The sequence below is a fragment of the Nonomuraea composti genome, assembly GCF_012034275.1.
Classification (GTDB): Bacteria; Actinomycetota; Actinomycetes; order Streptosporangiales; family Streptosporangiaceae; genus Nonomuraea; species Nonomuraea composti.
This window is the reverse complement of record NZ_JAATEP010000007.1, coordinates 151,014-177,031: the sequence shown is the minus strand read 5'-3', so window position 1 is coordinate 177,031 and position 26,018 is coordinate 151,014. Positions and strand designations below refer to the sequence as shown.

Sequence of the window (26,018 nt, the reverse complement as noted above, 5' to 3'; positions counted from 1 at the left end):
AGATGAGACGCAAGTACGGCGTCGCCGGCGTGTTCCTGACGGCGATGCTCGCACTCGCCGCCTGCGGGGGCGGCGGCAGCACCGGGGGCAACCCGCTCGACACGACGAGCGCCGCCCCCAGCGGCTCGGCCTCGGCCTCCGGAGCCGGCGGCAAGGCCGTCGTCGGCTCCTTCGACTTCGACGAGAGCGTGCTGCTCGCCTCCATCTACGCCCAGGCGCTGGAGGCCAAGGGCGTGCAGGTGGAGGAGAAGCCGCGCATCGGCAGCCGCGAGGTCGTCTACGACCAGGTCAAGGGCGGCGGCCTGACGATCGTCCCCGAGTACAACGGCAACCTGCTCGCCTTCATCGACCCGAAGGCCACCGCCGCCACCACCGACGAGGTGAACGCGGCGCTCAAGGAGAAGCTGCCCGCCGAGCTCGAAGTGCTCGACTCCTCGCCCGCCGAGGACAAGGACAGCCTGTCGATCTCCAAGGACACCCAGACCAAGCAGTCGCTGAACACCATCGAAGACCTCGCCAAGGTCTCCAAGGACATGGTCGTCGGCGGCCCGCCCGAGTTCAAGAAGCGGTGGGAGGCGCGCTTCAAGGAGGTCTACGGCCTGGAGTTCAAGGAGTGGAAGCCGACCGGGCCCACCACCTCCGACGCCATCAAGGACGGCTCGATCCAGGTCGGCAACGTCTTCACCACCGACCCCAAGATGGCCGCCAACAACCTCGTCGCGCTGCAGGACCCCAAGAACATCTTCCCCGCCCAGAACGTGACGCCCCTCCTGAACAAGGCCGCGGCCAGCGACACCATCAGGACCACCCTGAACGGCATCTCGGCCAAGCTGACCACCGAGTCCCTGCTGAAGATGATGCAGCAGATCTCCGTCAACAAGGACGAGCCCGCGACCGTGGCCAAGGAATGGCTGACCACCAACGGCCTCGGATGACCCCCGCACCGCCACGGGCCCCCGGACGCCGGGGGCCCGCGCGGTGAGCGAGCTGTTCACCGAGGCGATGGCGCAGCTCGCCGCCGGGGTCGCTGTCGTCACCGTCCGCGACGGGCGCGACGACCTCGGCACCACCGTGTCGGCGCTCATGTCCGTCTCGCTGGAGCCGCCGCTGGTCCTGGTCAGCCTGGCCGCCCGCGGCTACCTGAACGAGGTCCTGCTCCGGCAGGACCGCTGGGCCGCCTCCCTGCTGTCGTCGGGGCAGGCCGCCGTCGCCAGCCGCTTCGCCACCGCCGGCCGGCCCAGCGCCCGCCTGCTGGTGGCCGGCACCCCGCACCACCGGGGCGAACGGACGGAGGCGCTCGTCATCGACGGCGGGGTGGCCGCGATCGAGGCCGAGACCACCCAGGTGGTGCCGGCCGGCGACCACACGCTCTTCATCGCCGCCGTCCTCGCCGTCGACTACGTCGACCCCGCCCAGACCCCTCTGGTACGGCTGCGCGGCCGCTACCGCTCGACGTCCTCCTGACCCGGGCTCAGCCGGGGAAGACGGCGCTGTGCAGGTCCACCGGGTTCGCGGCGTCGGCGGTCGCGACCCCGTACACGGCGGTGAACGTGCTCCCCGCCGAGACCAGCCCCGTGTAGTCGCCGAGCAGCCGCCCGACGCTGGTCACCGGGACCTTCCGCGTGTCGAACGGCCCCTCGACGTGCCGCTCGCGCCATGACCCCGGCTTCGCGCAGTCGCCCGCGCACGTCACCGCCCACAGGTCGGTGGGCAGGGTGGCCGGGTCGGGCGTGTTGTTGCGGAAGTCGTAGTAGGTGATCGCCACGGTGCCCGTCCTCGACGTGGCCACGACCGGCACGGCGGCCGAGCCCGTGGGCGTCTTGTCCACGCGGATCGGGGCCGACCAGGTCTTCCCGCCGTCCGACGAGCGCGAGTAGGCGACGTGGAAGGTGCCGTCGGAGTCCTGGCTCGGCCAGACGGCGTTGACCACCCGCGTGCCCGGCTGGGCGGCCAGCAGCGGCAGGGCGGCGTTGCGGATCGGGTCGCCCGAGTCGTCCGGGTCGGGGATGCGCGGGCCCACCGCGAGCGGGGCCGGGACGTTCAGCGTCGGCGCCGACCAGGTCGCGCCGCCGTCGGTCGAGCGGATCACCTGGGTCGAGCCCTCGGTGATCGTCTCGTGGTGCATGCCGATCAGCAGCGTCCCGTCCGGGAGCGCCACGAGCTGCGTGCCGATGACGCCACTGTTGGTCGGCACGTCGTACACCTTGCGCGTGGTCCAGGTGCGGCCGTCGTCCGTCGACTTCGCCAGGTAGACCGGCTGCACCCAGTTGGGCGTCGTGCTCGTCGACTGGTCGTCGATGCGGTCCCACACCGCGTAGAGCACGCCCGGCCGGTACGGGTCCGCGGTGACCGACGGGCGGTCGTTGAAGAAGCGCACGTTGTCGTCGCGCTGCAGGGTGACCGGCGCCTCCCACGTCCGGCCGCCGTCACCCGAGCGGGACACCAGGATGGCGGTGACGTCGCCGGCGCGCGACATCGCCAGCGACGCGGCCACCGCCGTGCCCGACGGCGTGACCGTCACCCAGTGGTCCGTCGCGACGTCGTAGTCCCCGCCGTCGCAGCGGGAGAAGGCGGGCCGGTTCCTGGACTGGCGCCAGGTCAGGCCGCGGTCGTCCGACACGGCCACGCCCGTGCCGTTGCTGCCGTAACGGTTCCAGCGGTCCTGCTGGAAGACCGTGACGAGACGCTGCGGCCGGTACGGGTCCTGCGCCAGCGCGGGCAGGACCTCGGTGTTCGGGTTGAGGGTGTAGCCGTCGGCGGGCGGCGGGCCGCAGTCGGCGGGTAACGGGCTGACGCCCGAGACCTGCCGCACGATGGCGGCCCCGGCCGCGTCGTCGTCCGCCGTGGCGGGTTGGGCGAGGGCGCAGGCCAGCAGGACAGCCGCGGCCGGCAGAAGAGCCCTGGAGGGTCGGATCACGAGCCTTCCTCGTTCTCGTCGTGTCCATGGAGACGTCACCGGACCTCCTTGAGGGGGTCCGGCGAACGACGGAGGAAGATTACCGGCCCAAGATCAGGTTTGTTCGCTTTATCCGCAAAGGCGATGTCTGACCTGGGCCTTCGTGATGCTCGCGAGTTGACCGGCTCCTCGACCACGCGCGGCCGTCGCGCGGCCTTCACCGGATCGTGTGCCGGCCCGTCACGCGGGTCAGCGGATCGTGTACCAGCCCGGCAGGATCAGCGGACCCACGGCCGGCAGGCCCAGCTCGGCCGACAGGCGGGCCAGCGGCCCCCAGGCGTCCATCCGGATCCTGGCCAGCGCCGCCGACCTGTCCTCGCTCGACTCCGGGCCGCGCAGCCGCTCCAGCGGGTTCAGCCGGGGATAGGTGCGTACCGGCGCGTCCTCCGCCAGGCCGGCCCGCTTCCTCGCCATGGCCAGCGCGTCCTCCAGCCCGCCCAGCTCGTCCACCAGCCCGCTCGACCGGGCGTCGGCGCCCGTCCAGACGCGGCCGCGGGCCAGCTCGTGCGCCCGCTCCCGGGACAGGTCGCGGCTCTGCGCCACCTTGCCCACGAAGTCGTCGTAGATGCGGTCGAGCCAGGCGTTGATGCGCTCCCACTGCTCCGGCGAGAAGCCCCGAGAGGTGGAGAACATGCCGGCGTTCGCGCCCTCGGCCACCATCTCCGAGTTGACCCCCACCTTCTCCAGCAGCTCGGCGAAGACGGGCTTGCCGCCGTACACGCCGATCGAGCCGGTCAGCGTGCCGGGCTGGGCCACGATCACGTCGGCCGCCATCGAGATGAAGTAGCCGCCGGAGGCCGCCAGGTCGCCCATGGACACGATCACCGGCTTCACCTTGCGCGTCAGCGTCACCTCGCGCCAGACCGTGTCGCTGGCCACGTACGAGCCGCCGGGGCTGTCCACCCGGAACACGACCGCCTTGATGTGGTCGTCGCGCCGGGCCGCCCGCAGCGCGGCACTGATCGTGTCGGAGCCCATGGCGCCGCCGCCACCGAGCGGGCTGCGGCCGCTGCGGCCCGTCCTGATCATGCCGGTGGCGTGCACGAGCGCGACCGCGTCGGCCATCGGATGCGGCAGCTTCCGCACGGCCGCGCCCCTGGCGTAGCGGGAGACGTACAGCAGGTGCGCGTCGTCGCCCGCCGCCTGCTTCAGCTCGTCGTACACCTCGTCGCGGTAGGCCAGCCCGTCGACCAGCCCGGCCTCCTGCGCCTCGGAGGCGGTGAACGGCCCGCGGTCGACCAGCTCCCGCACCTTCCCCGGATCGAGCCGCCGCCCGTCGGCGATGCCCGCGACCAGCGTCTCGGTCACCGACTCCACGATCCGCGCCATCGACTCGCGGTGCGGATCCGTCATGTGGTCCTGGGTGAAGGTGTTGGGCGCCGTCTTGTACTCGTGCCGCTGCCCCGCCTCGAACCCGACCCCCAGCTTCTCCAGCGCCCCCTTGACGAAGCGCTGCTCCAGCGCCACCCCCGTCAGCCCGACGTCGCCGCTGGGCTGCAGGTAGAGCCGCTCGAAGGCGGTGGCCAGGTAGTACGGCACGGTGCCGCCGCCGAACTCCCCGAACGACTCGGAGAACGCGACCGTCAGCTTCCCGGAGGCCCGGAAGTGGATCACCGCCTGGCGCAGCTCCTGCACCATCGCCAGCCCCAGCGGCTGCCCCCCGATCTTCACCACCAGCGCCTTGACCCGCGGGTCCTGCCGGGCCCGCTTGAGCCCGGACAGCACGTCGGCCAGGCGCGGCTTCCGCATGGACAGCACGGCGGCGAGCGGATCGGCCGGCGGGCCCTCGGTGAGACCCTCTGTGAGGTCCAGCTCCAGGATCAGCGGGGCGGTGCGCCGCTGGCGAAGCTTTTCGACGGTTTCGATGATCGCCTTACCTGCGTCCATAGAGCCACCCTAAGCGACACAAATCGGATTGTGCTTAGAGGTATACACCTAAGGTGTGTAGACCTTAGGTGTATGGTCCTACCATGAAGTCGATCCCTAAACCCGCCCACGTGTTCGACCGCGATCGTGAGTGGGCGGGCCTGGTGCGATTCGCGACCTCTCCGAGCCCGGACGTGCGGCTCGGGATCGTGAGTGGCAGACGCAGACAGGGCAAGACGTTCCTGCTCGATGCGCTGGTGCGCGAGGTGGGTGGATTTTTCTTCACCGCCACGGACGAGACGGAGACCGCCGCGTTGGCCCGGTTCGGCAGAGCGCTGGCGGCGCAGACCGGAGGCGGCCGATACGCGTTCGCCGACTGGCATGAGGCGCTGGAACGGCTGTACATCGACGTGCCGGAAGGGCTCATCGTGATCGATGAGTTCCCCTATCTCGCGAAGGCTTCTCCCTCACTTGCGTCGGTGTTTCAGCTCGCGCTGGATCCACGTGGGTATGCGAGAGGCGCGAAGTCCCGGCTGCTGTTGTGCGGGTCGGCCATGGGGGTGATGGGGCGTCTCCTCGCCGGTAACGCGCCCTTGCGCGGGCGGGCGAGTCTGGAACTGGTGGTCAAGCCCCTGGACTACCGCGCTGCTGCCAGGTTCTGGGACATCGATGATCCTCGTCTCGCGGTGCTCGTCCATGCGGTTGTGGGAGGCACGCCCGCTTACCGGCGGGAGTTCGTCGCCCATGATGTGCCGGAGTCCGTGGACGACTTCGATGACTGGGTGGTGCGCACCGTGCTCAACCCGCAGACTCCGATCTTCCGGGAGGCCCGCTACCTCTTGGCGGAGGAGGCGGACATCCGTGACACTGCCATCTACCACGCCGTGCTCGACGCCATCGCATCCGGCAACGCCACTCGTGGCGGCATAGCCAACCATATTGGGCGGAAATCTCCGGACATCGGCCATCCGTTGACCGTGCTGGAGGACGCGCAGCTGATCACTCGTGAGGCGGACGCGTTCAGGAAGGGGAAATCGGTCTTCCGCGTCAGCGAGCCCCTGATCGTCTTCTACGAAGCCATCATGCGCCGCGAATGGACCCGCCTGGAACGCGGCCAGCCCGAAGCCGCGTGGCGCGACTCCCGCGCGACCTTCCTGTCCCAGGTGGTGGGCCCGCACTTCGAGGCCCTGTGCAGGGAGTGGGTGTGGACAGTGGACGCTGGCGTGTTCGGGGAGCTGCCCAGCGAGGTGGCCGCCGGCACGGTGGCGGACCCGCGTAACCGCACCCAGATCCAGGTGGACGTGGCCGTGCTGGGCCGCGAGGAGCACGGCCGGCCGCGCCGCGTCCTGTCCCTGGGCGAGGTCAAGTGGGACAAGGTCATGAATCCGGGCCATGTCGAACGGCTCCGCCGGGCCAGGGACCTGCTGTCGGTGAAGGGCTACGACACCAGCGGCACGATCCTCACCTGCTACACCGGCGCCGGCTTCCAGGGAGACCTGCCAAAGGACGCCCGCGTGGTCACGCTCGACGACCTCTACGCCTGACCCACCCGGACGACGACCTTGCCGGGGGCGTGGCCCTCCTCCTGGTAGCGGATGGCCGCCCGCAGGTCCTCGAAGTCGTAGACGCGGTCGAGCACCGGCGTGAGCCGGCCCTCGTCGATGAGGGCGGTCAGTTCCTCCAGGTTGTGCCGGTTGCCCTTGCAGGCGAGCACGTTCGTGAGCACCGCCTTCTGGGGGACGAACGCGGAGGCGGCGAGGGTGGCGAAGACGTGGCCGGCGGGCTGCAGCCAGCGGGTGGCCGCGCCGCCGATCAGGACGCAGACGCCCTTGCGCGTCAGCACCCGGCGGCACTCCGCGAACGAGCGGTTGCCCGCGATGTAGAGGAGCACGTCGTAGACCTGGCCGCTGCGGGTGAAGTCCTCCTTGGTGCGGTCGAAGACCTCGTCGGCGCCGAGCGAGCGCACCAGGTCCAGGTTGCGGGTGCTGCACACGCCCGTGACGTGCGCCCCGTACGCCTTGCCGAGCTGCACCGCGAACGTCCCGACGCCGCCCGACGCGCCGTTGACCAGGACGCGGGAGCCCGGCCGGACCGCGCCCTGGTCGCGCAGCGCGAGCAGGGCGGTGCCGGCGGCCAACGGCACGGACGCCGCCTCCTCGAACGTCAGGCTCGCCGGCTTGGGCGCGAGCTCGGTCTCCGGGACGCACACGTACTCGGCGAACCCGCCGCCCTTGGCCGTCATCGCGAACACCTCGTCGCCCGGCCCGAACCCCGTCACCCCGGGGCCGACCGCCGCGACCTCGCCGGCCACGTCCGCGCCCAGGACGGTGATTCGCGGCCGGCGCAGGCCGAGCGGGCCGGGCATGAGCCGGGAGATGAACGGCTCCCCGCGCATGAGGTGCCAGTCGGCGGGCTGGACGGAGGCGGCGCGCACCCGCACCAGCACCTCGCCGGGGCCGGGCGCCGGCCGGTCCACGTCCCTGAGCTGCAGGACGTCGGGGGAGCCGTACGAGCCGAGAACGTACGCCTTCATCGGGGTCTCCTTCCGGGAGGGTCGATGGGGCTCAGTGTGCGAGCGACCTGCGGGAAGGCGTAACGGTCGAAAGTACGAGCGCCGGCCTGGCCGATCGGCTCATCCAGGTCCGGTCGTCCGGGCGATGAGGCGGGGCGGGCCCGGCGGACACCATCGGGGCATGCCCAAAGACCTCGTCGCCCCCAGGACGGGCTGGCTGGTGCCGGCCAGGCTCATCGCGCTCGGGTTCGTCCCGCTGCTCGCGGGCGCCGTCCGGCTCGCCGAGCTGATCTCCGGAGCGGAGATCACGCAGGCCAACGCCCGCTTCTTCGCCTCGCCCGTGCCGATCGTCGCGCACATCGTCGGCGTGACCGTCTACAGCGCGGTGGGCGCGTTCCAGTTCGCGCCCCGGTTCAGGCGGCGCCGGCGCGGCTGGCACCGGCGGGCCGGGCGGGTGGTGGCCGGGTTCGGGATGGTGGCGGCGGCGTCGGGGCTGTGGATGACCGCGTTCGCGGAGCTGCCGACCGGGGACGACGGGCTGCTCAGCGTGTTCCGGTGGGTGGCGGGGACGGCCATGCTCGCCTCCCTCGTGCTCGGCCTCACCGCCATCCGCCGCCGGGACGTGCGCCGCCACCGTGCCTGGATGATGCGGGCGTACGCGATCGGGCTCGGGGCGGGCAGCCAGGCCGTGACGCAGGCGGTGTGGATCACGGCCGCCGGCGTGCCGCCCGATCACCTCACCCGGGCGTTGCTACTGGGGGCGGGGTGGGCGATCAACGCCGCCGTGGCCGAAGCGATCATCCGGCGGGCGGGTGTCGCCTGAGGGGGGCGCCGTCAGCGCGGCCGGACGCGGTTCGTCTCGTACGCCCACATGGCGATCTCCACCCTGTTGCGGACGCCCAGTTTCGTCATCAGGCTCGCCACGTGGCTCTTGACCGTGCTCAGCGAGATGTGCAGCTCGTCGGCGATCTCGCTGTTGGTCCGCCCGCGCGCCACCGTCACCAGGATCTCCTCCTCCCGCTCGGTCAGCGGCTCGATCGGCTGCACCCGCGGCTGCGCGGGCCCGGTGCCGGCGAACGCGGACAGCAGGCGGGCCGTGATGCTCGGCGCGATGAGCGCGTCGCCGCCCGCCGCCGCGCGCACCGCCTGGGCCAGCAGCTCGGGGCCCGCGTCCTTGAGCAGGAAACCGCGGGCGCCCGCCCGGAGCGCCGCGTAGACGTACTCGTCGAGGTCGAACGTGGTGATCACGACGACGGCCATCGGGTCCGCCACGTCGGGCCCGGCCAGGGAGCGGGTGGCCTCGATGCCGTCGCAGCGCGGCATGCGGATGTCGAACAGGCACACGTCCGGACGCAGGCGCCGCGCCAGCTCGACGGCCCGGTGCCCGTCCGCCGCCTCGGCGACGACCTCGATGCCGGGCTGGGCGTCGAGGATCATGCGCAGGCCGGTACGGGCGATCTCCTGGTCGTCGGCGACGATCACGCGAATGGGCCCGCTCTGCCCCGCACCATCCCCGTCCTGTCCTGTAGGGTGCCGATCGCCCGTCTCCTCCGCCGGTACCGGCTCCAAGGTCGTCATGAGGCTCCCGTCCGAGGAAGTACGGCGGTCACGGTCCAGCCGCGACCGGGATTGGGCCCGGCCTCGCAGGTGCCGCCGAGCAGACCGGCCCGTTCGATCATCCCGACCAGCCCGTACCCGGCGGACGTCATGGGTCGCCCCGCGGTGCTGTCACCGTCGTCGGTCACCCGCAGCCGGACGGACGTGTCGTCGGCGGCCACCCGCACCTCGATCCGGGTGGCGTGCCGGGCGTGCCGCCGCGCGTTCGTGACCGACTCCTGGGCGATCCGGTAGATCGCGGCCCCCACGGACGCGGGCACGCCATCGAGGTCGCCGTCGATCCGCACGTCCACGGCCGGCCCGACCCGCCCCCGCCCGGCGAGCTGCCGCAGGTCGGTGAGGTGCGGGTTGGGCGCCAGCTCCGGCGCGGACAACTCGTCGCGGCGCAGCACCCGCACCATGGTCCGCATCTCGGCCAGCGTACGGGACGCCTCCGCCTCGATCACCCGCAACGCGTCCACGGCGGCCCCCGGATCGGCGGTCGCGGTCGCGATGCCCGCCTGCGCCCTGATCGCCATCGCCGAGACGTGGTGGGCGACGGTGTCGTGCAGGTCGCGGGCCAACTGCTCGCGTTCGAGCAGCTTGACCTGGTCGAGCTCCCGCATCCTCGCCCTGGCCCGGTACCGGAAGGTGCCGCCCAGCGCCATCCCCGCGAACACGACCGCGAACGCCCCCGCGACGTCCCCCGAGACGATGTGCCCCGCCACCACACCGGCCAGCACCGCCACGACGATCAGCACCAGCCCCGCCGCGACCTCCCGCCCCGACCCCCAGCGGGCCAGCGCGTAGAGCAGGACCAGGATGTACGCCGCGGAGCCCAGCTCGGCCGGATCCGCACCCGTGACCAGTTGCACCAGCGCCGAGGCCACGACCGGGACCGCCAGGGCGGGCAGCGGCCGCGTGCGGCGCCACAGCAGGGCGGGCAGCATCAGGGCGGTGAAGGTCACCGAGATCGGCCGGTACTGCAGGTCCGTCCGGAACACGGCCTCCAGGACGATGGCCAGGGCGAGCAGCCCTACGAGCGCCCAGTCCCGCCACACCCGGGGCGGCGCCTGGGGCGGACGGGGCTCGTCCCATAACGAGCGGAGAAGGCCCTGCACGCAATCATCGTACGAGGCCATGACCCGGTCCTCACCAGTGCCTTGTTCTCGGCGCCGGACGGCCGGGCTGGTACAGGGGAATCGGGCTGCGTGGGAGCGCCAAAGGCACCCAGGAGCGCATCACCAGGCACCCAAGTGCCCGCCGCCAGGCGTCCGGGGGCGCGCCGCCAGGCATCGCGAGTGCGCCGTAGGCGCGGGGTGCGTCGTCAAGCGCCTGAGGGGGACGACCGAGCGGAGACGCCCGAGCGAAGACGCCTGAGCGAAGACGCCTGAGCTGTGTGGCGCGTAGCGCCTCTGTGGCGAAGCTTGTGGTTCGGGGCGGGCTCCCAACGGCCAGCCACCCCATCGGGCAACGGGTGGGCGCCAGGGGCCGGGCGCGGTGTGGCCCGGCCCCCCTGTGGTCAGATGCCCGGGTTCACGGGAGCCTGGGCGGTGGTGGTGGCGCGTTCCATGTCGATCCGTGATTTGATCACCGCCGTCCCCGCCGAGTCGAACTGGACGGGTGTGCCGGTGTCCTGGAGTCGTTGCAGGCTTTGCGCGACGGTGTTCTCCGGGAAGCGCTGCCGCATCAGGGCGAACGCTCCGGCCACGTGTGGTGCGGCCATCGAGGTGCCCTGCTTGACCCCGTACGCGTCGTCGGGCACCGCGGAGTTGACGGCGACGCCGGGTGCGAACAGATCGAGCAGGTTGCCGCGGTTGGTGAAGGTGGGCAGGGCGTCGGCGTCGTCGGTGGCGCCGACGGCGACGGCGGTGGAGATGCAGGCGGGGGAGGAGACGGCGTTGGGCAGGCCCGCGTTGCCTGCCGCGACGACGGGTGCCACTCCGAGGCCGGCCAGCGCGTCGAACTCGGGTTTGACGCCGGAGGCGGCCGGGTCGGCGTCGCACGCTTCGGTGTAGCCGCGGCTGCCGCCGAGGCTCATGTTCACGGAGGCGACGTTGAACGTCCTGACGACCCGGGTCACGTATTCGAGTGCGAGTTTCTGGTCGGAGGTGTAGCTGAGGAAGCAGGGTGCGGTGGAGCCGCCGATGGCGCAGGTGAGCGGGTTGTCGATGCGGCTGAACACTTGGATGGGCAGGAGGCGGGCCTCGGGGGCGACGCCGTTGGCGGGCGCTCCTGGGGTCATCCTGCCCGCGGCGATGCCGGCGACGTGGGTGCCGTGTGAGCAGGCGTTGGCGCCGTTGACGGTGCACTGCGGGATTTCGACGTTGGCGGAGCCGGGGCCGGTCTGGCTGGGCTGGTTGTTGGGGCAGAGTGAGACGGCGCCGTCCCTGCCGCTGGAGGAGGAGAAGCACGCCTCGTCCGCGATGCGGCCGGTGAAGAACGGGTGGTCGCTGTCGATGCCGGTGTCGAGGACGGCGACGGTGGTGCCGGTGCCGTTCCAGCCGGCCCGGTTGGCCTGGACGGAGCGGATGGTGGCGGTGCTGGTGTCGAGGAACGGCATGCTCAGTTCGTCCTTGTAGACGGACTGGACGCGGGAGTCCCGTTTGAGTTTCTCCAGCGTGGTGCCGTCGACTTCGGCGACGAAGAAGTTGGGTGACTGGGCGGCTTCGAGGACGCGGCTGCCCTCGGAGGCCTGTTCGATGTCGGCGGCCACGGCCTCGACGCTTTGGCCTGGTTTGAGCTGGATGATGCTGCGTACTGCGCTCTTTTCCTTGATCTCCGAAACGAGCGCGGGGCTGATGATCGGGTCACCGGTGTCGGTGGTGTCGGCTCGGAGAGCCGGACCGGCGCAGAGCGCACCGGTTGTCATGGCCAGCGTCGTAGCGCCGGCCAGCAGAGACCGTAGCCTCACTTCTTCCTCCCGGAGGCTGGAGCCGTGAAGCGTTTCCGGCTCCCGGCTGCGTACGACCGCTTACCTCCCCACCTGCGACAACTGTGATGTCAGTGACGTATGTAACCCGATTAAACGTTGGAGGCATTTTTGCTTTTAAGCGACACAAGCGAAAAGGCCGGTCGGAAGTGACCGGCCTTTTCAGGAAATGCTGTTATTTGACGGTTTTGAGGATGTTGCTGGTGGCCTTCTTCAGCGCCGCCGCGCTCGGCTTGCTGCTCAGCCGCACCTTCTCCGCCGCGGCCAGCGCCGTCGTGCCGTTCGTGCCGTGCGCCCAGTTCAGCCACGCGGTCAGCAGCGCGCTGTCCAGCTTGGCCTTGCGCGTCTGCGGGCTCTTCAGCACCCGGTACGCCGTCCCCAGCGACGACGCCTTCGTCAGCTCGGGGAACACCTTGCTCGACTTGCCGATCAGCTTCAGGTAGCAGCCGAGCGTCTCGTCCGAGATCGTGCCGCTGGCCCGGTGCAGCTCCAGGGCCCACTTCTTGGCCGTCAGCTTCTGGGCGGCGGTGCCGCGCGTGCAGACGGCCGCCGGCAGCTTGGCCGTCTCGGTCACGGTCACGGTGACCGTCACCGTCGGCAGCGGGATCGGCGTGGACGACGCCGAAGGCGCGGGATCCGCCGGCGCGGGCGTGGGGCCGCTGCTGTCGCTCGGGTCCGGCTCGGGCGCGGTGTCGTCGATGGTGCCGTCCGTCCCCGGGGACGGGGTCTGCGTGACGGGCGGCTGCACGGCGGCGCCGGTCAGGGCCGCCGCCAGGTCCAGGCGCGGGGTGGTGACCTGGGTGCCGGACACGTCATAGACGTACGGCCGGCCGGTGCTCTTCAGCGTCTCGATCAGCTCGGCCATCGGCTTGTCCGGCATGGCTTTCTTCATCAGCGCCAGCGCGCCGGTCACCTGCGGGGTCGCCATGGAGGTACCGCTGTAGACGACCGTGGTGTTGTCCGGGACGGCCGACTCGATGTCCACGCCGGGCGCGAACAGGTCGAGCAGCGGGCCCCGGTTGGACCACTCGGCGATGGTGTCGGAGTTGTCGTTCGCGCCGACGGCCACCGCCGTGGAGACGCAGGCCGGGTGGGCGGTGCCCTCGTAGTACTCGTTGCCCGCCGCCACCACGGTCGCGATGCCCTTGGCCAGCAGCGCGTCGAACTTCTCCTTGAAGATCGCGCCTTCCTCGGTGGCGTCGCAGCTCTGGTCGTACAGCATGCCGCCGAGGCTCATGTTGACCGCCGCGATGGGCTGGTTCAGGTCCCGTACGTAGTCGAGGGCCTGGCGCAGCGACGACTCGTACGCCACGAGGCAGGCCGGCTCGCCGCAGCTGGCCTCGTCGTTGAGCCGGCTGAACACCTGCACCGCCACGATGCCCGCGCCCGGCGCCACCCCTCCGGTGCCGGCCGCGATGCCGGCCACGTGGGAGCCGTGGTCGCACAGGTTCACGCCGTCGAGCAGGCACTTGGGCGTCATCGCGTCCGCCGCGTCGCCGTCCGTCTGCGCGTTGGCGCCGTTCGGGCAGAGCGACTCGACGCCGCTGTCCTCCGTGGCGGAGAAGCACGCCTGGGCCACGATCCGGTCCTTGAACCACGGGTGGTCCACGTCGATGCCGGTGTCGAGCACCGCCACGACCTGGCCGGCCCCGGCGTTGCCCGCCGCGTGCACCTTGTCGGCGCCGATCAGCGACAGGCTGGGGGCGACCTCGGCCGGCGTGTACGTCCGGTCGCGGTGGATGGAGGCCACCCGCGGGTCCTCGGCCAGCTTGGCCAGCTCCTCCGCCGTGCCCTCCACGACCATGAACGGCTGGCTCTGCGGCTGCAGCACCACGTCCACGCTCTCGGCGGCGGCCTGGGTGGCGACGGGGGCGGTCTCGGCGGGGTGGGTCAGCTCGACGATGGCCCGCTCGGTGCCGCCGTCCACGCCTAAGCCGTCCTCGACCTTGCTGTCCGGATCGGCGCTCTCAGGGTCCGGGGAGTCCTCCGCCGAAGGGGGAGGCGGAGGCTGTTCCGTGGGGGTTTGCGTCACACTCGGCTGCGGCGTGGGCGTGGGGTCCTCCGCGTAGGCGGGGCCCGACAGCGGCAGCAGGGCCAGAGCGATCGTGCTGACGATCAGGGGGCGGAATCGCACGCGTCCTCCGAGGGGGATGATCTCGGAGTTTAGGGCGATTTGTCCCGGAGGCACAGGCCCCCGGGGGGTTTCTCACCGAACTTTCAGCGCCCGCACCTCATTCGTTCAGCGGGCTGCTCCCCTCGTGGGTGAGCCAGACCGCGCCCAGCGGCGGCACCCGCAGCGTCGTCGAGTACGGCTGCCCGTGGCACGGCTCCTCCTCGGCCTCGACCGCCCCCAGGTTGCCCACGCCGCTGCCCCAGTAGTCGTAGGCGTCGGTGTTGACCGCCTCCGTCCACCGGCCGCCGTACGGAAGCCCGAGCCGGTAGTTCTCGTGCGGCCCGCCGCTGAAGTTCACCACGCACGCCACCGCGGACCCGTCGGCGGCGAAGCGGACGAACGACAGCGTGTTGCCTGAGGCGTCGTCGGCGTCGATCCACCGGAACCCCTCCGGCCGCGTGTCCTGCTCCCACAGCGCGGAAGTCTCGCGGTAGAGCCGGTTGAGGTCGCGCACCAGCCGCTGCACGCCCTGGTGCCCGTCGAACTCCAGCACCCACCAGTCGAGCCCCCGGCTCTCCGACCACTCGGAGCCCTGGCCGAACTCGCCGCCCATGAACAGCAGCTGCTTGCCCGGATGCGCCCACATGAACGCCAGCAACGCCCGCAGCTGCGCGAAGCGCTGCCACTCGTCGCCCGGCATCTTGCCGAGCAGCGAGCCCTTGCCGTGCACCACCTCGTCGTGCGACAGCGGCAGCACGTAGTTCTCGGAGTAGGCGTACAGCAGCGAGAACGTCATCTCGTGGTGGTGGTACTGGCGGAAGATCGGCTCGTGGCGCAGGTACTGGAGCGTGTCGTGCATCCAGCCCATGTTCCACTTGAACCCGAACCCCAGCCCGCCCAGGTGCACCGGCCGCGACACGCCCGGCCAGGCCGTGGACTCCTCGGCGACGGTCGTGATGCCCGGCGCCTCCCGGTAGCAGACGGAGTTCATCTCCTTCAGGAACTCGACCGCGTCGAGGTTCTCCCTGCCGCCGTACACGTTCGGCGTCCACTCGCCCTCACGCCGCGAGTAGTCGAGGTAGAGCATCGAGGCCACCGCGTCCACCCGCAGGCCGTCGATGTGAAACTCCTTGAGCCAGAACAGGGCGTTGGCCACCAGGAAGTTGCGCACCTCCCGGCGGCCGAAGTCGAACACGTACGTGCCCCAGTCCGGGTGCTCGCCCCTGGCCGGATCCGCGTGCTCGTACAGAGGCGTGCCGTCGAAGCGGGCCAGCGCCCAGTCGTCCATCGGGAAGTGCGCCGGCACCCAGTCGAGCAGCACGCCGATGCCGCGCTGGTGCATGCGGTCCACGAAATGGCGGAACTCGTCGGGCGTGCCGAACCTCGCCGTCGGCGCGTAGTAGGAGGTCACCTGGTAGCCCCACGACCCGCCGAACGGGTGCTCGGCCACCGGCAGCAGCTCCACGTGCGTGAAGCCCAGGTCCGCGACGTACTCGGAGAGCTGGTCGGCCAGCTCCACGTACGACAGCCCCGGCCGCCACGACCCCAGGTGCACCTCGTAGATGCTCATCGGCCCGTTCTGCGCCTGCCGCTCGCGCCGCTCGACCATCCAGGCGTCGTCCTGCCAGCTGTAGTCGGACTTGTCGATCACCGAGGCCGTCATCGGCGGCACCTCCGTGCGCCTGGCCATCGGGTCGGCCTTGTCCCGCCACACCCCGTCGGCGCCCAGCACCTGGTACTTGTACCGCTGCCCCGCCCCGAGCCCCGGGATGAACAGCTCCCACACCCCCGACCGGCCCAGCGAGCGCATCGGGTAGGCGACGCCGTCCCAGTGGTTGAAGTCGCCGACGACCCTGATGCCGCGCGCGTTCGGCGCCCAGACGGCGAACGCGGTGCCCTGGACGTCCTCGTGCTCCATCACACGCGCCCCGAGCACCTCCCACAGCCGCTCGTGCCGGCCCTCGCCGATCAGGTGCAGGTCCACCTCACCCAGCGTGGGCCAGTGCCGGTACGGGTCGCGCACCTCGTACGGCTCGGCGCCGGCGTACTTGACGCTCAGCGTGTACGCGGGCACCTTGTCCAGCCCGGGGACCGTCACCTCGAACACCCCGTGCGCCTGGTGTTTCATGTCATGGGCAGAGCCGTCCTCCAGCACCACCCGCACGCGCTCGGCCAGGGGGCGCAACGCGCGGAAGACCACCCCACCGCTCACGGGGTGTGCTCCGAGCACGGAGTGGGGATCGTGGTGCGCTCCGCCCGCGAGGCGGTCGAGCTCTGTCCTCATCGGCATGCTCCCAACACTGCCTTATGATGACCCGTCCATCCCAGGCACTGCCCGCTTTCACCGAGACAATCACTGCAAGTGCGAAAAACAGGGAATGTTCTTGGGTTTAGATGACACCCTCGCCGCCTGTCGCCGGCTCCGGCACGGCGTCCTCCAGCGCCTCAGCCAGGCCCGTGGTGAGCGTGTCCTCCAGGGGCGACGCGGCGCCTTCCGACAGGGCCGCCGCCAGCGCGTCCTCGCCCAGGGCGGTGCGCAGGGTGGCCGTGATGCGGTCCACGTCGCCGCGCTCGCCCGGCGGCAGCGGCGCGCCCACCGACGCCCTGAGCGCGGCGGCCCGGCCCAGCAGCCGAGCCGCCTCTCCGGGCCGCCCGTCCAGGGCCAGGGCGCCCGCCAGGCCCTCCAGCGCCAGCGCGCTCGCCCGGGGGTCGCCCACCTTGCGGGCCGCCGCCAGCCCCTGGCGTTGCAGGTCCAGTGCCTGGGCGGCGTCGCCGCGCAGCTCGGCCACGAATCCCAGCTCGGCCAGGATCAGCGCCGCCCCGGGGTCGCCGGAGACGTCCTTCACCCAGCCCAGCCAGGCCCGCAGCCGCCGCTCGGCCTCGTCCAGCCGGCCCTGCCGGCGCGCGCTCAGCGCCAGGCCCAGCTCGGCGAACTCCTCGGCAGGCCGGTTCGACTGCTCGGCCGCCAGGCGCCTGGCCCGCTCGTGGTAGTCGTCGGCGCGTACGTGGTCGCCCTTCAGCAGGGCGATCCGGCCCAGCCGCGACAGCGCCTCCGACACCGAGGTGGCCAGCCCCAGGTCCTCGGCGATGGCCAGGGCTTCCAGGCGCAGCGCGGTCGCCTGGTCGTAGTCGCCGGTGATCTCGGCCAGCGTGCCCAGGTTCTCGGCGGCGCGCAGCTCGCCCCACCGGTCGCCGGTCCGCGCGAACAGGGCCTGCCCCTGCTCCGCGCTGTCCCGCAGCGCCGCGAGGTCGCCGCGCATCGCCGCGTGCCGGCCCAGCAGGGTCAGCGCGGCGGCGGTGCCCCAGTCGTCGCCCAGCCGCCGGAACTCCGCCAGCGCCGTCTCCACCAGCTCCTGGCTCGCGAACAGGTCGTCGTACCCGAACAGGGCGAACCCGGCGAACCACCGCGCCCGCGCTCTCGCCAGCGGCTCCTCGACCGCCGCGAACAAACCCGGGTCCAGCGGTACGAGGCGGCCCGCCAGCAGCTCGAACCCGGCCCGCCACACCTCGGCCTGCGCCGTGGCCGGATCGCCCGGCGGCGCCACTGACAGGGCCACCGACAGGGCGCGGCGGGCCTCGCCCAGCCGGCCGCGCAGCACCCAGTACCAGGCCAGGTGGTTCACCAGCGTCAGCGCCTCGGCCGCCGCCCTCGCCCTTACCGCCGTGTCCAGGGCCGTCCTGAAGTTGGCCGCCTCGGCGTCGAGCCGGGCGAGCGCCGCCCCCTGCCCGGCCCCGCGCAGGGCGGGCTCCAGCCGGACGGCCAGGGCGGCGTAGTGGCGCGCGTGCCTGAGCCGCACGCTCTCCAGCTCGCCCGCCTCGGCCAGCCGCTCCTGGCAGTACGCGGCCACCGACTCCAGCAGCCGGTACCGCGGCCCAGCCGCCTCCGGCCGAGGGCCCGGGGCGGTGAGCCCTGCCGTGTCCGGTCGAGGGCCTGGGACGGTGAGCCCCGCCGCCTCCGGTCGAGGGCCTGGGACGGTGAGCCCCGCCGCCTCCGGTCGAGGGCCTGGGGCGGCGAGTCCCGCCGTGCGGACCACCAGGGAGCGGTCCACCAGGCGGGCCAGCAGGTCGAGCACGTCGAGGCCGGGCTCGGCGGCGACGTCCTCGGCCGCCTCCAGCGTGCAGCCGTCGGCGTGCACGGCCAGGCGCCGCAGCACCACCCGCTCGGCGCCCGTCAGCAGCTCCCAGCCCCAGTCGATCATGGCGCGCAACGTCTGCTGCCGGGCCGGGGCGCCGCGCAGGCCGGAGGCGAGCAGCCGGAAGCGGTCGTCGAGGCGTTCGGCGAGCTGGCGCGGGGTCAGCGCCCGCATCCGCGTGGCGGCCAGCTCCAGGGCCAGGGGGATGCCGTCCAGCCGCGCGCAGATCTCCGCCACGTCGCCGTCGGGCTCGATCCCCGCCCGCGCGGTGAACAGCTGCACCGCCGCCTCCCGCCCCAGCGGCGGCACGCTCCACAACGCCTCGCCCTCGATGCGCAGCGACTCCTGGCTGGTGGCCAGCACGCGCAGCCCGGGAGCGGCCCGCAGCAGCCGGCCGGCCAGCGTGGCGACCTGCTCGACCAGGTGCTCGCAGTTGTCCAGCACGAGCAGGGTGGGCCGGGCCGCGAGGACGGCGGGCAGGCGCTCGGTGACGCAGCCCGGCGCGTCGTCCCGAACGCCCGGCACGTCGTCGCGCAGGCCCAGCACGCCCGCGATCACCTCGGCCACCTCGACGACCTGCGCCCCGGCCCCGAGCGAGGCCAGCTCCACCAGCCACACCCCGCCCTCGAACCCCTCGGCCTGCGACGCGGCGGCCAGCGCCAGGCGGGTCTTGCCGACGCCGCCCGGGCCCGTCAGCGTGACGAGCCGGTTCGCCCGCAGCAGCGCCCGTACCTCGGCCACCGCCTCGTCCCGCCCGACCAGGCCGGTCAGCGGCGCGGGCAGGTTCGTACGGGGCCGCGCGGCGGGCGCCTCCAGCGACGGGTCCTGCTCCAGGATCGCCTGGTGCAGCGCCGCCAGCTCGGGCCCGGGGTCCAGCCCGAGCTCGCCGGCCAGCCGCCGCCGCAGGTCCGCGTACCCGGCCAGCGCCTCGCCCTGCCGTCCGGCGCGGTAAAGGGCTTTCAGGTGCACGGCCCGCAGCCGCTCGCGCAGCGGATGCGCGGCGACGAGTTCCGCCAGCTCGGCGGCGAGCGGCGCGTGCTCGCCGAGTTCGAGCCGGGTCTCGGCCAGCTCCTCCATCGCCACGAGCCGCTGCTCCTCCAGCCGCGCCACGGCCGCCTGGGCGAACGGCTCGTCGGCGAACTCGGCGTAGGCGCCGCCCCGCCACAGCCCGAGCGCCTCGCGCAGCAGCGACGCCCGCGTCTCCAGGTCGCCGGCCTGCCGGGCGCGCAGGAGCAGCGACTCGAACAGCCTGGCGTCCACGGATTCGGGGTCGGCTCGCAGCACGTACCCGGGCGCCCGGTAGGCGACCAGCTCCCGATCGCCCAGCGCCCGGCGCAGCTGGGAGACCTTCACCCGCAGCGCCGCCGGGGCGTCGGCGGGCGGCCGGTCACCCCAGAGGTCGTCGATCAGCCGGTCGGCGGAGACGGTGCGCCCCGCCTGGATCAGCAGCCCCGCCAGCAGCGCCCTGACCTTGACCTCGGGCACCTGGACCGGCCGTCCGTCCGCCGCCCACACCGCCAGCGGGCCCAGCACCCCGAACCGCATCCGCCCCCCATAACCCGTTCAGAACCCGACCATAACCGCCCCCGAGCAGGCTGGCCGCAGCAACACCTTCTCGGAACGCTTCATAAGGAACAACACTTCATAAGGAACACTGAAATGTCGGACAACATCTCCGTGCTCGGGCTCGGGCTCATGGGGACCGCGCTCGCCGAGAGCCTGCTGGCCGCCGGCCACCAGGTCACCGTGTGGAACCGGACGCCCGCCAAGGCCGAGCCCCTGCTCGCCAAGGGCGCCAAGCAGGCGGCCACCCCCGAGGAGGCCGTCGCGGCCAGCCCGCTGGTGATCGCCTGCCTGCTCGACTACCCGTCCGTGAAGGCCACGCTGGAGGGTGCGCCGCTGGAGGGGCGGGTGATCGCGAACCTCACCACCGGGCGCCCGTCGGAGGCCCGCGAGACGGCGGAGTGGGTGGCCGGGCGCGGCGGCGAGTACGTGGACGGCGGCATCATGGCCGTCCCCCCGATGATCGCCCAGCCGGGCGCGCTCATCCTCTACAGCGGCTCCAGGACCGCCTTCGAGCGGTACGAGGGCGCGCTGTCCGCCATGGCCGAGCCCCGCTTCACCGGGGACGACCCCGGCATGGCGCCGCTGCTGGACCTGGCCATGCTGACCGGCATGTACGGCCAGATCGCCGGCCTGCTGGAGGCCGCCGCGCTGGTCAGGTCGGCCGGCTACCCGCTGACGGACTTCGTGCCGTCACTGCTGGTGCCGTGGCTGAACGCGATGGCCGCGCAGCAGCCGCAGTGGGCCGAGAAGATGGCCTCCGGCGACCACAGCACCCAGGTCTCCAACCTTGAGATCAACCGGGCGGGCGTGGCGAACCTGGTGCAGACCTTCTACGAGCAGGGCGTCAAGCCGGACCTGCTGCTGCCGCTGAAGGCCGTCATCGACCAGCGCACCGCGCGGGGGCTGGGCCACGAAGGGTTGTCGGGCCTGATCGAGGAGCTCTAGCCAGCTCCGGGACGCGCATCAGGTCGCGCGTGGACGGAAGGCGGCGAGCGGGATCGAGATCCACGAGGGCCGGTTGCGAGCCTCGTAGACGACCTCGTAGACCGCCTTCGACAGCTCGAACGCGCGCAGCAGCGCCGCGTCCGCCGGCGTGATGACGCCGCCGCCCTCGGTGTAGCCGTCGAGGAAGGCGGCCCGGTTGCGGTCGGCCCACTCCTGGGCCCTGGGCTCCAGCCCGTCGGCCTCGGGGTGCCCGGCCAGCAGGTGCCTGGCCGCGTAGTCGAACGAGCGCAGCATGCCCGCCACGTCCCGCAGCGGCGAGGACAGCGCCCGGCGCTCGGCGAGGGGCTGGCCTGGCTCGCCCTCGAAGTCGAGGATGATCCAGTCGGTCGGCGTGCGCATGACCTGGCCGAGGTGGTAGTCGCCGTGAACCCGTTGCACAGGCACCTCGTTGGTGAGCAGCTCGACCTGGTGGTAGGCGTGCTCAATGGCGCTCACGTGCTGCCGCAGCTCGGGCACCTCGGCCACGGCCCGGCCCAGCCGCCGCCTGAAGCCCTCGGCCATGCGCTTGACCTCGTGGATCTCGATGACGCTGGTCGGGAAGGCGGCGGCCAGCTCGTGGTGCACGCGGGCGGTGGCGCCGCCCAGCCGTAGCGCCTCGGCCGCGAAGTCGCCGCCCGCCTCGCCGGCGGGCACCTGGGGCAGGCAGGCGTACAGGTCGCGCACGCTGGCCAGCGCGAGGTCCCAGCCGTCGTTGGCGGGCGTCAGGAACTCCTGCATGATCGCGAGCGTGGTGCCGGTGCCGTCGAGGTCGGTCTCGATCCACCCGTACGGCTGGGCGATGTGCGGCGCGTTCCTGGCCGCCAGCGCGGTGATGATCTCCAGCTCGGGGTTCACGCCGGGGATGAGCCGGCGGAAGAGCTTGCAGATGTAGGCGTCCCCGTACACCAGTGAGGTGTTGGACTGCTCCGCCCCGAGCACGAGGCTGCGCGGGGCGGTGTCGATGGTGACGCCGGGCACGTGCCGCATGCGCAGGCCGCTGCGGGTCTCGTCACGGGCCATGCCGTCGAGCAGCCAGCTCATGCGTTCGGAGTCGTGCACGGCGTCGTAGAGCTTGCGGTCGCCCACGGTGCCGATGAGGGCGTGGGCGAGGCGGTCGGGCAGGTCGTCCCGCTCGCCCAGCAGGATCTGGTAGCGGTCGCGCGAGCCCTCCTGCCAGACGGCGACGATCAGGTGCCTGAGCCCGGGCGTCAGCTCGACGTCCGAGTCGATCGACAACTCGTCGATCGGGCGCCCCTTGCCGCCGAACCATCGTTGACGACTGATCCATGCGGCAAGGAGCTCGTCAAGCACGGCTTACTCCTCCTGGGTGATCGCCGGCGGGAGTGTGAACCAATAGAACCCATGCCCGGGAAGCGTCAAAAGATACGGAAGTTCGCCAATTGCCGGGAATGGTACGCCTCCCATGGTTTCCACGGGGGAGACGCCGACGAATCTGCGCAGGTCGAGCTCGACCGGCTGCGGGAAGCGTGACAGGTTGTTCACGCACAGCATCCGGTCGTCGCCCAGCTCCCTGACGAAGGCGAGCACGCTGGGGTTGGAGGAGTTGAGCTCCGCGTAACCGCCCAGCCCGAAGACCGGGTGGCGCTTGCGGATCTCGATCATGCGCCGGGTCCAGTGCAGCAGCGAGCCGGCGTTCTTCTGCTGGGCCTCGACGTTGATCGCCTGGTAGCCGTAGATCGGGTCCATGATCACCGGCAGGTAGAGGCGGCCGGGGTCGCAGTCGGAGAAGCCGGCGTTGCGGTCGGGGTCCCACTGCATGGGCGTACGGACGCCGTCGCGGTCACCGAGCCAGATGTTGTCGCCCATGCCGATCTCGTCGCCGTAGTAGAGCACGGGGGAGCCGGGCAGCGACAGGAGCAGGGCGGTGAACAGCTCGATCTGGTTGCGGTCGTTCTCCAGCAGGGGCGCCAGGCGGCGGCGGATGCCGACGTTGGCGCGCATGCGGGGGTCCTTGGCGTACTCGGTGTACATGTAGTCGCGTTCCTCGTCCGTGACCATCTCGAGCGTCAGCTCGTCGTGGTTGCGCAGGAAGATGCCCCACTGGCAGTGCTCGGGGATCTTCGGCGTCTGCGCCAGGATCTCGGAGATGGGGTAGCGCGACTCCCTGCGCACGGCCATGAAGATGCGCGGCATCAGCGGGAAGTGGAAGGCCATGTGGCATTCGTCCCCGCCGCCGACCGGGTCGCCGAAGTACTCCACGACGTCCGACGGCCACTGGTTCGCCTCGGCCAGCAGCACGCGGTCGGGGTAGAGGCGGTCGACCTCGGCCCTGATCCGCTTGAGGTACTCATGGGTGCGCGGCAGGTTCTCGCAGTTGGTGCCCTCCTCCTCGAAGAGGTACGGCACCGCGTCGAGGCGGAACCCGTCGATGCCGAGGTCCAGCCAGAAGCGCAGCACCTCCAGCATCGCCTCCTGCACGTCCGGGTTCTCGTAGTTGAGGTCCGGCTGGTGGTGGAAGAAGCGGTGCCAGTAGTACTGGCCGCGGACGGGGTCGTAGGTCCAGTTGGAGGTCTCGGTGTCGATGAAGATGATGCGGGCGTCCTGGTACTTCTCGTCCGTGTCGGACCACACGTAGAAGTCGCCGAACGGGCCCTCGGGGTCGTGCCGGGAAGCCTGGAACCAGGGGTGGGCGTCGCTGGTGTGGTTCATCACGAGGTCTGCGATGACGCGCATACCACGTTTGTGTGCTTCGTCCACAAGTTTCACGAAGTCTCCGAGATCGCCGAACTCCGGGAGGATCTTCATGAAGTCGGCGATGTCGTAGCCGCCGTCACGCAGCGGCGACTCGTACAGGGGCAGCAGCCAGAGACAGTCGACGCCCAGCCATTGCAGGTAGTCGAGCTTGCTGATGAGCCCTCTGACGTCGCCGGTCCCGTCGCCGTTGGAATCGGCGAACCCGCGGATCAGGACCTCGTAGAAAACCGCGCGCTTGTACCAGTAGGGATCGCGCGGCTTTTCCTCGTCAAAGGTGTTGGGAATGGGTGTGGAGCTCATGAGCCGCCTCGCAGGAGGCTCATGAGGGAGGCGCTGTCACACACGTTGAAGACTCCCCGCTGAATTCAGTTTCTACCGTGGCGCGGCTCGTACGGTGAGAATATGGGCTGGCTGGATGTGTGGGTCGAGGCGCACGTAGTTACGCTGCCCCCACCGGTACGACTCGCCCGACAGTTCGTCGTCGACGACGAACTCGGCGTTCCAGTCGAGGCCGAGGGCGGGCAGGTCGAGGTCTACCGTCGCCTCGTGGGTGTGGTGCGGATCCAGGTTGACGACCGCCAGAACGACATCGCCCAGCCCGTGCCTTCGTGTGGCCGTGTCATAGGCGCCCGGGAGTCGTTTGGAGAAGCAGACGATGTCCGCCTGGTCGACCCTGTGGAACCGTAGATTACGCAATTCCTGAAGCGCCGGATGCGCTCTTCGGAACAAATTCAGCTGCGTGATGAGGGGGGCCAGGCTCCGCCCTTCACGCTCTGCCGCAGCCCAATCGCGCGGTTTGTATTGATATTTTTCGCTATCCAGGTATTCCTCGCTGCCGGGGCGTACCGGGACGTTCTCGAAGAGTTCGTACCCGGAGTAGACGCCCCAGGTGGGCGAGGCGAGCGCCGCCAGGACGGCCCTGATCTTGAACGCGGGGACGCCGCCGTGCTGCAGGTACTCGTGCAGGATGTCCGGCGTGTTGACGAACAGGTTCGGCCGCAGATAGCAGGAAGTCTCGTGGGCGAGCTCCGTGAGATACGTCTCCACGTCGAACTTGGAGTTCTTCCACGTGTAGTACGTGTACGACTGGTGGAAGCCGGTCTTGGCCAGGGCGCGCATCATCGCCGGCCTCGTGAACGCCTCCGAAAGGAAGAGCACGTCGGGGTCGGTGCGGTGGATGTCGGCCAGCAGCCGCTCCCAGAAGGCCACCGGCTTGGTGTGCGGGTTGTCCACCCGGAAGATGCGCACGCCGTGGTCCATCCAGTGCCGCAGCACCCGCTTGACCTCGTTGTAGACGCCCTCCGGGTCCTTGTCGAAGTTGATCGGGTAGATGTCCTGGTACTTCTTCGGCGGGTTCTCGGCGTACGCGATCGACCCGTCGGCCCGGATGGTGAACCACTCCGGGTGCTCCTTGACCCACGGGTGGTCGGGGGAGCACTGCAGGGCGAAGTCGAGGGCGATCTCCAGGCCCAGCTCCTTGGCCCGGCCCACGAACTCGTCGAAGTCCTCGATCGTGCCCAGATCGGGGTGGACCGCGTCGTGGCCGCCGTCCTCGGACCCGATCGCCCAGGGCGAGCCGGGCTCGTCGGGCTCGGGGCTGAGCGTGTTGTTGCGGCCCTTGCGGAACGTGGTGCCGATCGGGTGGATGGGTGGCAGGTAGACGACGTCGAAGCCCATCTTGGCGATCGCGGGCAGCCGCTTCGCCGCTGTCTGGAAATTTCCGGATTTGGAGATGCCGTGCTCGTTCACCACCGCGCCCTCTGAGCGGGGGAAGAACTCGTACCAGGAGCCGTAGAGCGCCCTGCGGCGATCCACCCTGATCTTGTGGGACTTCGACCTGGTCACCAGCTCCCGGAACGGGTGCGCCTCCAGCAGCGCGGCCGTCTCGGGAAGCTGCGCGATCGAGAGCCTGGCCCGCGGGTCCAGCTCCTCGTCCCGCAGCCTGGCCGCGACCGACAGCAGCGCCGCGCGGTGACCGCAGGCGCTGTCGCCGTTGCCGCCCTGCTTGCGCGTGCCGTTCCCGGCCGCCTTTCCGCCGTTCCCGGCGGCCGGAGTGCCGCTCGCGGTCGCCGGGGTGCCGTTGGGGCAGTCGGCGGCGCGCACGGCCTTGGCGGCGCGCTCGAACAGCCGCGCGCCCTCCTCGCACATCAGATCGACGTCCATGCCGCGCGGGATCTTGATCTCGGCGTCATGCAGCCAGGTGCTGATCGGGTCGCTCCACGCCTCCACGCGGAACAGCCAGTCACCCTCGGCGGGCAGGCTCACGTCGACGCCCCACCGGTCGGTGCCGGGGGCGAGCTCACGCATCGGTTTCAGGCGGCCTCGCTGGCCGTCGGGCGTGGTGAGCACCACGCCGGCGGCCACCGCATCGTGGCCCTCTCTGAAGACGGTCGCCGAGACCTGGAAGGTCTCGCCGGCGACCGCCTTGGCGGGCCACTGCCCGCAGTCGACGACGGGGGAGATGTCCGTGATGGGAATTCGTCCGATCATCGCATTCGAGAGTTTGCGGCGGCACTCCCGGTGCCGCCGGAGGCTTCCCTGGCAGGAACGATCCTTGCATGTAAATTGTGGACAGCAGCGGATAGACCTCCCGAGAGTGTCTACGGGAGAGCCCAACAACCTGGAAAGTTGCCCCAATAGTCCCT

General features: G+C 71.3%; 17 protein-coding genes. 5 read left to right on the top strand and 12 right to left on the bottom strand.

The window, feature by feature from the left end; translation table 11 throughout:
* Positions 1–2: 2 nt before the first annotated feature.
* Together HCN51_RS12590 and HCN51_RS12585 are read left to right on the top strand one after the other, a co-directional pair.
* The gene (locus tag HCN51_RS12590) at positions 3–935 is read left to right on the top strand and encodes an ABC transporter substrate-binding protein (RefSeq protein WP_080045422.1); all 933 of its coding nucleotides are present in this window, start codon (positions 3–5) and stop codon (positions 933–935) included.
* A gap of 43 nt (positions 936–978) precedes the next feature.
* Positions 979–1,464: a flavin reductase gene (locus HCN51_RS12585; RefSeq protein WP_168009851.1), complete on the top strand. Its 486-nt coding sequence runs from the start codon at positions 979–981 to the stop codon at positions 1,462–1,464.
* Positions 1,465–1,471: 7 nt separating this feature from the next.
* On the opposite strand, the gene HCN51_RS12580 is transcribed toward HCN51_RS12585, so the two are convergent.
* Both HCN51_RS12580 and sppA read right to left on the bottom strand, forming a co-directional pair.
* The gene (locus HCN51_RS12580; RefSeq protein WP_168009850.1) at positions 1,472–2,917 is read right to left on the bottom strand and encodes an exo-alpha-sialidase; all 1,446 of its coding nucleotides are present in this window, start codon (positions 2,915–2,917) and stop codon (positions 1,472–1,474) included.
* Positions 2,918–3,145: 228 nt separating this feature from the next.
* Complete coding sequence (gene sppA / locus HCN51_RS12575) at positions 3,146–4,843, bottom strand: signal peptide peptidase SppA (protein WP_168009849.1); 1,698 nt, start codon at positions 4,841–4,843, stop codon at positions 3,146–3,148.
* An 83-nt stretch (positions 4,844–4,926) separates the two neighbouring features.
* Between sppA and HCN51_RS12570 the strand changes: the two genes are divergently transcribed.
* Positions 4,927–6,366, top strand: a complete 1,440-nt coding sequence (locus HCN51_RS12570; RefSeq protein WP_168009848.1) for an ATP-binding protein — start codon at positions 4,927–4,929, stop codon at positions 6,364–6,366.
* On the opposite strand, the gene HCN51_RS12565 is transcribed toward HCN51_RS12570, so the two are convergent.
* The gene (locus HCN51_RS12565; protein ID WP_168009847.1) at positions 6,357–7,355 is read right to left on the bottom strand and encodes an NAD(P)-dependent alcohol dehydrogenase; all 999 of its coding nucleotides are present in this window, start codon (positions 7,353–7,355) and stop codon (positions 6,357–6,359) included. The two genes, HCN51_RS12570 and HCN51_RS12565, sit on opposite strands and share 10 nt — an antisense overlap.
* A 160-nt stretch (positions 7,356–7,515) precedes the next feature.
* On the opposite strand from HCN51_RS12565, the gene HCN51_RS12560 reads away from it, so the two are divergent.
* Complete coding sequence (locus tag HCN51_RS12560) at positions 7,516–8,157, top strand: DUF2306 domain-containing protein (protein ID WP_168009846.1); 642 nt, start codon at positions 7,516–7,518, stop codon at positions 8,155–8,157.
* An 11-nt stretch (positions 8,158–8,168) separates the two neighbouring features.
* Here the strand turns inward: HCN51_RS12560 and HCN51_RS12555 are convergent, their stop codons facing one another.
* The 6 genes from HCN51_RS12555 to HCN51_RS12530 form a co-directional block, all read right to left on the bottom strand.
* Entirely contained in the window at positions 8,169–8,816 is a 648-nt protein-coding gene (locus HCN51_RS12555; protein ID WP_268967029.1) for a response regulator, read from the bottom strand.
* 92 nt (positions 8,817–8,908) lie between these two features.
* Positions 8,909–10,051, bottom strand: coding sequence for a sensor histidine kinase (locus HCN51_RS62230; RefSeq protein ID WP_346433621.1), 1,143 nt, complete (start codon positions 10,049–10,051; stop codon positions 8,909–8,911).
* 401 nt (positions 10,052–10,452) lie between these two features.
* Positions 10,453–11,802, bottom strand: a complete 1,350-nt coding sequence (locus tag HCN51_RS12545) for a S8 family peptidase (protein ID WP_168009843.1) — start codon at positions 11,800–11,802, stop codon at positions 10,453–10,455.
* Between the two features lie 235 nt (positions 11,803–12,037).
* Entirely contained in the window at positions 12,038–13,996 is a 1,959-nt protein-coding gene (locus HCN51_RS12540) for a S8 family serine peptidase (protein WP_168009842.1), read from the bottom strand.
* A 97-nt stretch (positions 13,997–14,093) separates the two neighbouring features.
* Positions 14,094–16,259, bottom strand: a complete 2,166-nt coding sequence (glgB, locus tag HCN51_RS12535) for a 1,4-alpha-glucan branching protein GlgB (RefSeq protein ID WP_168009841.1) — start codon at positions 16,257–16,259, stop codon at positions 14,094–14,096.
* Positions 16,260–16,365: 106 nt separating this feature from the next.
* Positions 16,366–19,653 (bottom strand): ATP-binding protein, encoded by a 3,288-nt coding sequence (locus HCN51_RS12530; protein ID WP_168009840.1) that lies wholly within the window; start codon positions 19,651–19,653, stop codon positions 16,366–16,368.
* Between the two features lie 114 nt (positions 19,654–19,767).
* Here HCN51_RS12530 and HCN51_RS12525 point away from each other — a divergent pair, with 114 nt between their 5' ends.
* Positions 19,768–20,619, top strand: coding sequence for an NAD(P)-dependent oxidoreductase (locus HCN51_RS12525; RefSeq protein ID WP_168009839.1), 852 nt, complete (start codon positions 19,768–19,770; stop codon positions 20,617–20,619).
* An 18-nt stretch (positions 20,620–20,637) separates the two neighbouring features.
* On the opposite strand, the gene HCN51_RS12520 is transcribed toward HCN51_RS12525, so the two are convergent.
* The 3 genes from HCN51_RS12520 to HCN51_RS12510 form a co-directional block, all read right to left on the bottom strand.
* The gene (locus tag HCN51_RS12520) at positions 20,638–21,969 is read right to left on the bottom strand and encodes a maltokinase N-terminal cap-like domain-containing protein (protein WP_168009838.1); all 1,332 of its coding nucleotides are present in this window, start codon (positions 21,967–21,969) and stop codon (positions 20,638–20,640) included.
* A gap of 3 nt (positions 21,970–21,972) precedes the next feature.
* Complete coding sequence (treS, locus tag HCN51_RS12515; RefSeq protein ID WP_080045434.1) at positions 21,973–23,673, bottom strand: maltose alpha-D-glucosyltransferase; 1,701 nt, start codon at positions 23,671–23,673, stop codon at positions 21,973–21,975.
* Positions 23,674–23,745: 72 nt separating this feature from the next.
* Positions 23,746–25,863, bottom strand: a complete 2,118-nt coding sequence (locus HCN51_RS12510) for an alpha-1,4-glucan--maltose-1-phosphate maltosyltransferase (protein ID WP_168009837.1) — start codon at positions 25,861–25,863, stop codon at positions 23,746–23,748.
* Positions 25,864–26,018: the final 155 nt, after the last annotated feature.